The organism is Bradyrhizobium liaoningense, from assembly GCF_018130955.1.
GTDB lineage: Bacteria > Pseudomonadota > Alphaproteobacteria > Rhizobiales > Xanthobacteraceae > Bradyrhizobium > Bradyrhizobium liaoningense_C.
Map to the genome: position 1 here is coordinate 1 of NZ_JAFCJM010000125.1, position 5,689 is coordinate 5,689.

At 58.4% G+C, this 5,689-nt stretch carries 3 protein-coding genes; all 3 read left to right on the forward strand.

What is annotated here, in order from left to right; translation table 11 throughout:
• The first annotated feature begins 548 nt into the window (after window positions 1-548).
• The 3 genes from JQ632_RS38765 (at window position 549) to JQ632_RS38775 (ending at window position 5,593) form a co-directional block, all read left to right on the forward strand.
• Window positions 549-3,971 carry a GAF domain-containing protein gene (locus tag JQ632_RS38765; RefSeq protein ID WP_212407984.1) on the forward strand — a complete coding sequence of 1,141 codons (3,423 nt, stop codon included), beginning with the start codon at window positions 549-551 and terminating at the stop codon, window positions 3,969-3,971.
• Between the two features lie 9 nt (window positions 3,972-3,980).
• Window positions 3,981-4,370: a response regulator gene (locus JQ632_RS38770; RefSeq protein WP_212407985.1), complete on the forward strand. Its 390-nt coding sequence runs from the start codon at window positions 3,981-3,983 to the stop codon at window positions 4,368-4,370.
• A gap of 248 nt (window positions 4,371-4,618) precedes the next feature.
• Window positions 4,619-5,593 (forward strand): ABC transporter substrate-binding protein, encoded by a 975-nt coding sequence (locus JQ632_RS38775; protein ID WP_212407986.1) that lies wholly within the window; start codon window positions 4,619-4,621, stop codon window positions 5,591-5,593.
• Window positions 5,594-5,689 lie beyond the last annotated feature (96 nt).

The window sequence follows — 5,689 nt, forward strand, 5'->3', positions numbered from 1 at the left end:
ATTTGCTGGCAAATTAATCAGCAAAGCATCTCACGTTCGAACATGATCTAGGAAGGCGGCCCTCACCGGGTGCTTACGTTAGCTGCGATGGTCTGGATATTGTTCAGGATGTAGTCCGGAATCAGGAGGGCTGACGATTGCGGGCCGCGCCTCCGACGCGAATGACCCCAAGCAGACCGGGCTCGCCGCCGCCCCGCAAATGCGGCTTTGCCGCTCACACAATCTAATGACAACGTGCTAGATTGTTCGCGCCCGGCGTGATCCTTGGAGGGCACATGCGACGGCGGGAGTTGGTAGCGGGTGACGGCCCTGTGCGACCAACGCGGCGGTTGGCGTCGCGTCAGGTAGACCAGGCTTGGTCGTTATGCGGCCAATTCAACGCGAATGGCCCGTCGCGGACTTATTGCAATGGCGCAAAACTCGGGATTTGGTAAGATTGAGCAACCCCGTGGGGGAGCGGCATGCAGCGACGCGGTGCACGCGAGCGGCCCGCAAAGGGTCAAAGCGCCAAGAGTCCCAACGCGCCTCGTAAGGCGTCACGAGCGCACTTGTCAATCGAACGACGACAAGAGCAGCTCATCGAGCGCCTTAGGCGCGAAAGAGACGGGGCGATCGCGCTTCAAGCTGCGAGCGCCGATGTACTGAGGATTGTTGGCTCATCGCCGGGTGATATGAAGCCTGTATTCGAGGCCATTCTGGTCAACGCCCTGCGCATTTGCGCCGCCAAATTCGGCCACATCCTGCTCTACGATGGTGAGCGTTTTCACGCGATGCATTTGCATGATGTTCCCCCATCCTATCGCGCGTTCTGGGATCAGCATGGGCCGATACGACCAAATCCAAAGACTGGTCTTGGCCGGCTGGCGGCCACGAAACAGGTTGTACATATCCCGGATCTCAGAGCCGATTCCGCTTATAGAGAACGTGAGCCGCTGCGTGTCGTTACCGTCGAGCAGGCAGGAGCGCGATCCTTTGTTGCAGTTCCGATGCTCAAGGAGAACGAACTAATCGGCGCGATCGTTATCTATACTCAGGAAGTACAACCATTCGGTGAGAGGCAGATTGATCTACTGAAGAACTTTGCCGCTCAGGCCGTCATCGCCATCGAGGACACGCGGCTGATCAGAGAGCTGCGCGAATCTCTTCAGCAGCAGACCGCAACGGCCGAAGTACTGAAGACGATAAGCCGTTCGCCGTTCGATCTGAAATCTGTGCTCGATACGCTAGTTGAATCCGCCGCTCGGCTGTGCGGCGCGGATCTGGCAAATATCTGGCGACCGAAAGGAGCGGCCTACCATCTCGCCGCAAGCTTTGGTGCTCCTGGTAAAGGCAAGGCGGTGATCGAGAATAACGAGTATCTGCAAACTATCGAACTTCGACCGGGCCGTGGATCCATGGTGGGCCGGGTTCTTCTTGAAAAGAGAACGGCGCAGATTCTCGACGTCCAGGTCGATCCTGAGTACGAACTGACCAAGATAGTCAGCATTGGCGATTACAGAACGATGCTTGGAGTTCCGCTCCTGCGTGAGGGTGATCCAGTTGGAGTTATTGTGTTGACGCGCTGTACCGTTCAGCCTTTCACCCAGAGGCAGGTCGACCTCGTCACCACTTTCGCCGACCAGGCGTTGATCGCGATTGAGAATGCTCGCCTGTTTGATGAGGTCCAGGCGCGGACACGGGAATTGACGGAGTCGCTGCGGCAACAGACGGCAACGTCCGAGGTGCTCGAAATCATCAGTTCCTCTCCCAGCGATCTCACTCCGGTGTTCCAGAAGATGCTGGAGAATGCGACGCGGGTTTGCGGCGCAAACTTTGGCCAGATGAATCTTTACGAGAGGGGATACTTCCGCCCCGTTGCACTCTATAATACGCCAGCGGCCTACGCGTCCGGGCTATCACGCGCGCCGTTCCAGCCGCACCCGCAAAGCGGCCTCGGCACCGTCGCCCACACCCACCAGGTGGTTCACATCGAAGATATTCGAATCCTGCCGCCCTACCGGGAAGGCAATGATTCCGTTGTTGCGTTAGCCGATCTTGCCGGGGCCCGGACTTATTTCGTCGTGCCGATGCTCAAGGAAAACGAGTTGATCGGCGCGATCACCATCTATCGCCAGGAAGTCCGCCCGTTCGAGGACAAGCAGATTGAATTGGTCAGGAACTTCGCGAAACAGGCTGTCATCGCGATCGAGAACGCACGACTCCTGAAGGAACTGCGCCAGCGCACGGACGATCTGAGCGAGGCATTGCAGCAGCAGACCGCGACCGCGGACGTACTTAAGATCATTAGTCGCTCATCGGTCGATCTGGAGAGGGTTCTCAACACGTTGGTTGAGACCGCGGCGCGCCTGTGCCGCGCCGACCAGGCGAACATGTTCCGCCGGCGCGACGACACGCTGCATCTGGTCGCGTCGTCCGGTCTTTCGGAGGAGGCAAAGGCGTTCATCGACACTCACCCCTTAGCGCTCGACCGCGGCACCGTTTCCGGCCGCGTGGGGTTAGAACGTCGTGCCATTCAGATCCCCGATGTGATGAAGGACCCGGAATTCACCTATCGGGAAGGACAGAAGATCATCGGCAATCGCACGCTCCTCGGCGTTCCGTTGCTGCGCGGAGATGAGCTGATTGGCATATTCAGCATTAACCGTACGCGCGTTGACCCCTTCACTGACAAAGAAACCGAGCTCGCCAGCACTTTTGCCGATCAGGCGGTGATCGCGATCGAAAATGCGCGGCTGATCGAGGAATTGCGCGAGCGCCAAGCCGAGCTGCGCGTTACTTTCGACAATATGGGCGACGGGGTGATCATGTTCGACGTCGCGGCACGACTGACGGCTTGGAACCGGAATTTTCAGGAAATGCTTGAGTTGCCTGAGGCTTTCCTTGCGCGTCGGCCGAGCTTCGAGGAATTCTTCCGTTATCTGGCCGACCGCGGCGAGTACTCTGCCGATCTCGAAGCTCAATTGAGCCGCGCCAACAAAGACCCCCGGCAGGAGCTGCGCCTTGAGCGCACGCGCCCCGATGGTCGGGTCATCGAGGTGCGCCGCAATCCAATCCCCGGTGGCGGCTTTGTACTCATCTACGCCGACATCACAAAGAGGAAGCAGGCCGAAGAAGCTATTCGTGCTGCGCGAGACACCGCCGAGACGGCGTTGCGCGACTTGCAGATGGCGCAGACCAGTCTGGTCCATGCGCAGAAGATGGCGGCGCTCGGGCAACTCACCGCCGGTATCGCGCACGAAATCAAGAACCCGCTCAATTTCGTCAACAATTTCTCAGAACTTTCCGTTGAGCTCGCCGACGAACTCAATGAAGTGCTGAGACAGGTCTCGCTCGCCGATAAACTCCGTAAAGAGGTCGATGAACTGACGTCGCTCTTGAAGGACAATCTCGGCAAAGTAGTGCAGCACGGCAAGCGCGCCGATTCCATCGTCAAAAACATGCTGTTGCATTCCCGGGAAGGTTCCGGCGCATGCATCGCCGTTGACATCAACGCACTGGTGGACGAGAGCCTCAACCTCGCCTACCACGGCGCCCGCGCCGAAAAGCAAGGCTTTAACATCAGCCTGGAGCGCGAATTCGATCCGACGGTCGGTACGGCCCAGGTCTACCCGCAGGAGATTACCAGGGTATTCCTGAACCTGATATCGAACGGATTCTACGCGGCGAGCAAGCGTGCGACGGAATCCGGAAGTGAGCCAAGCTTGAAGGCAGTTACACGAAATCTCGGCGAAACGGTCGAAATCCGATTTCGTGACAATGGCATTGGGATCCCGCCAGACATCCGCGAAAAAATATTCAACCCGTTCTTCACGACCAAGCCGGCTGGTGAGGGCACCGGGCTCGGACTATCATTGAGCCACGACATCGTGGTGAAACAGCACGGTGGTATGATTGAAGTTGCGACCGAACCCGGCTCATTTACGGAATTCATAGTCCGACTACCGCGCACGATGGCCGCACAAGCTAAATAGGGGCGAACAATGAGCACCTATATCCTTGTGGTAGACGACGAACCCGACGTCGAAAACCTGTTCCGGCAGCAATTTCGCCGCGACATCCGTTCCGGACGTTTCATCATGGAGTTCGCGACGTCGGCGCCCGAGGCGCTGGAGCGCGCGCGAAAGATTTCTGACCCCATGCTGAGCTTAATTCTGTCGGACATCAATATGCCCGGCATGAGCGGGTTCGAGATGCTGCCGAAGGTGAAGGCAGCGCGGCCGAATGTTCCTGTTATTATGATCACCGCGTACGGTGACGAAGCGACGAAGAGGAAGGCGACGGAGCTCGGGGCTGCCGGATTGCTGACCAAGCCGATCGACTTTGGCCTGTTGCGCGGAGAAATCGATCAGCGCCTGGAACAGGCGGCTTAGTCCGGTCTTGGCCATCAGCGAAGTGGCGACACCCCTCATCGAGGACCGCTTAGTGGGGCATAGCCGACTGGATTTGCTCAGGCTGAGTTCTTCGCATTTTGACCCAAGGCGGACATGGACAGTGAGAGCCGGCACCGTCTCCCGTTGAACAGTCGGAATGCCGCCTGTGACCTTCTCCTCCACCCGGCGGGTAGTATTGTTCGGCGAAGAACGCACGGCGCGCAGCGGAAGCTGCGAAGGTGGTCCGAATGAGGCGTCGCGATTTCATCGTGGTGCTCAGCGCAGTGACCTTCCGATGCGCTGCTCGTGCGCAGCAACCGGGCGCGCAAATTGTCGGAGTTCTCGAGAGTGGATCACATGAACCATTTTCGGGCGCGTGGGCAGCTTTCCTGCAGGGCATGAGAGAAGTCGGGTACATCGAGGGGCAGAATTGTTCTTTCGAGATACGAACTGCCGCGGACCAGTACGATCGACTGCCGGGGCTCGCCAAAGTTCTCGTCGATCGCCATGTGTCCGTCATCGTTGCGGTTGACGTGGTTTCCGCCCATGCCGCAAAGGCAGCGACGTCGACGATCCCAATCGTCTTCGAAAGCGGCATCGATCCAGTCAAGGACGGCCTCGTCGCGTCTCTCAACCACCCCGGCGCAAACCTCACGGGCGTGTCCATGTTCGCCGCCGGACTCGGCGCAAAGCGGCTTGAGCTTCTGCGCGCGGTCGTGCCCAAGCCCAAACTCATCGGCGTATTGCTTAATCCGAATAATCCGAATTTCGAGGTCCAATTGAGCGAGGTAAGGGCTGCTGCCCGCGAGATCGGACAGGATCTTCTCATCGTGAGCGCGAGCGCCGAAGCCGACTTTGATGCAGCCTTCGCCACTTTTGTCCAGCGTCGGATCGATGGGCTTATCGTCGGTTCCGACCCTATGTTCTCTCGTCGCGCAGATAGCCTCGCGGCGCTCGCTGTGCGCAGTGCGATACCTGCGATTTACGACTGGCGATGGATGGTTTCCGCCGGCGGCTTGATGAGCTACGGAACCAACATCAACGATTCTCTTCGCCAAATGGGCATCTACACCGGCAAGATACTAAAGGGCACCAAGCCCGCCGACTTGCCTGTCGTCCAGGCGACGAAGTTCGAGCTGGTCGTCAATCTCAAGACCGCGAAAGCACTCGGCCTGACGATCCCACCGTCTGTCCTGGTGCAAGCTCACGAGGTTATCGAGTGAAGCGCTTCACTTCCGGTTTTGGCCGATTTTGTTGCAGAACTGTCTTGAGGAGCCGAGCGAACCGTGATTCCGTCGAGGTGAAGCGGCCATCGACGG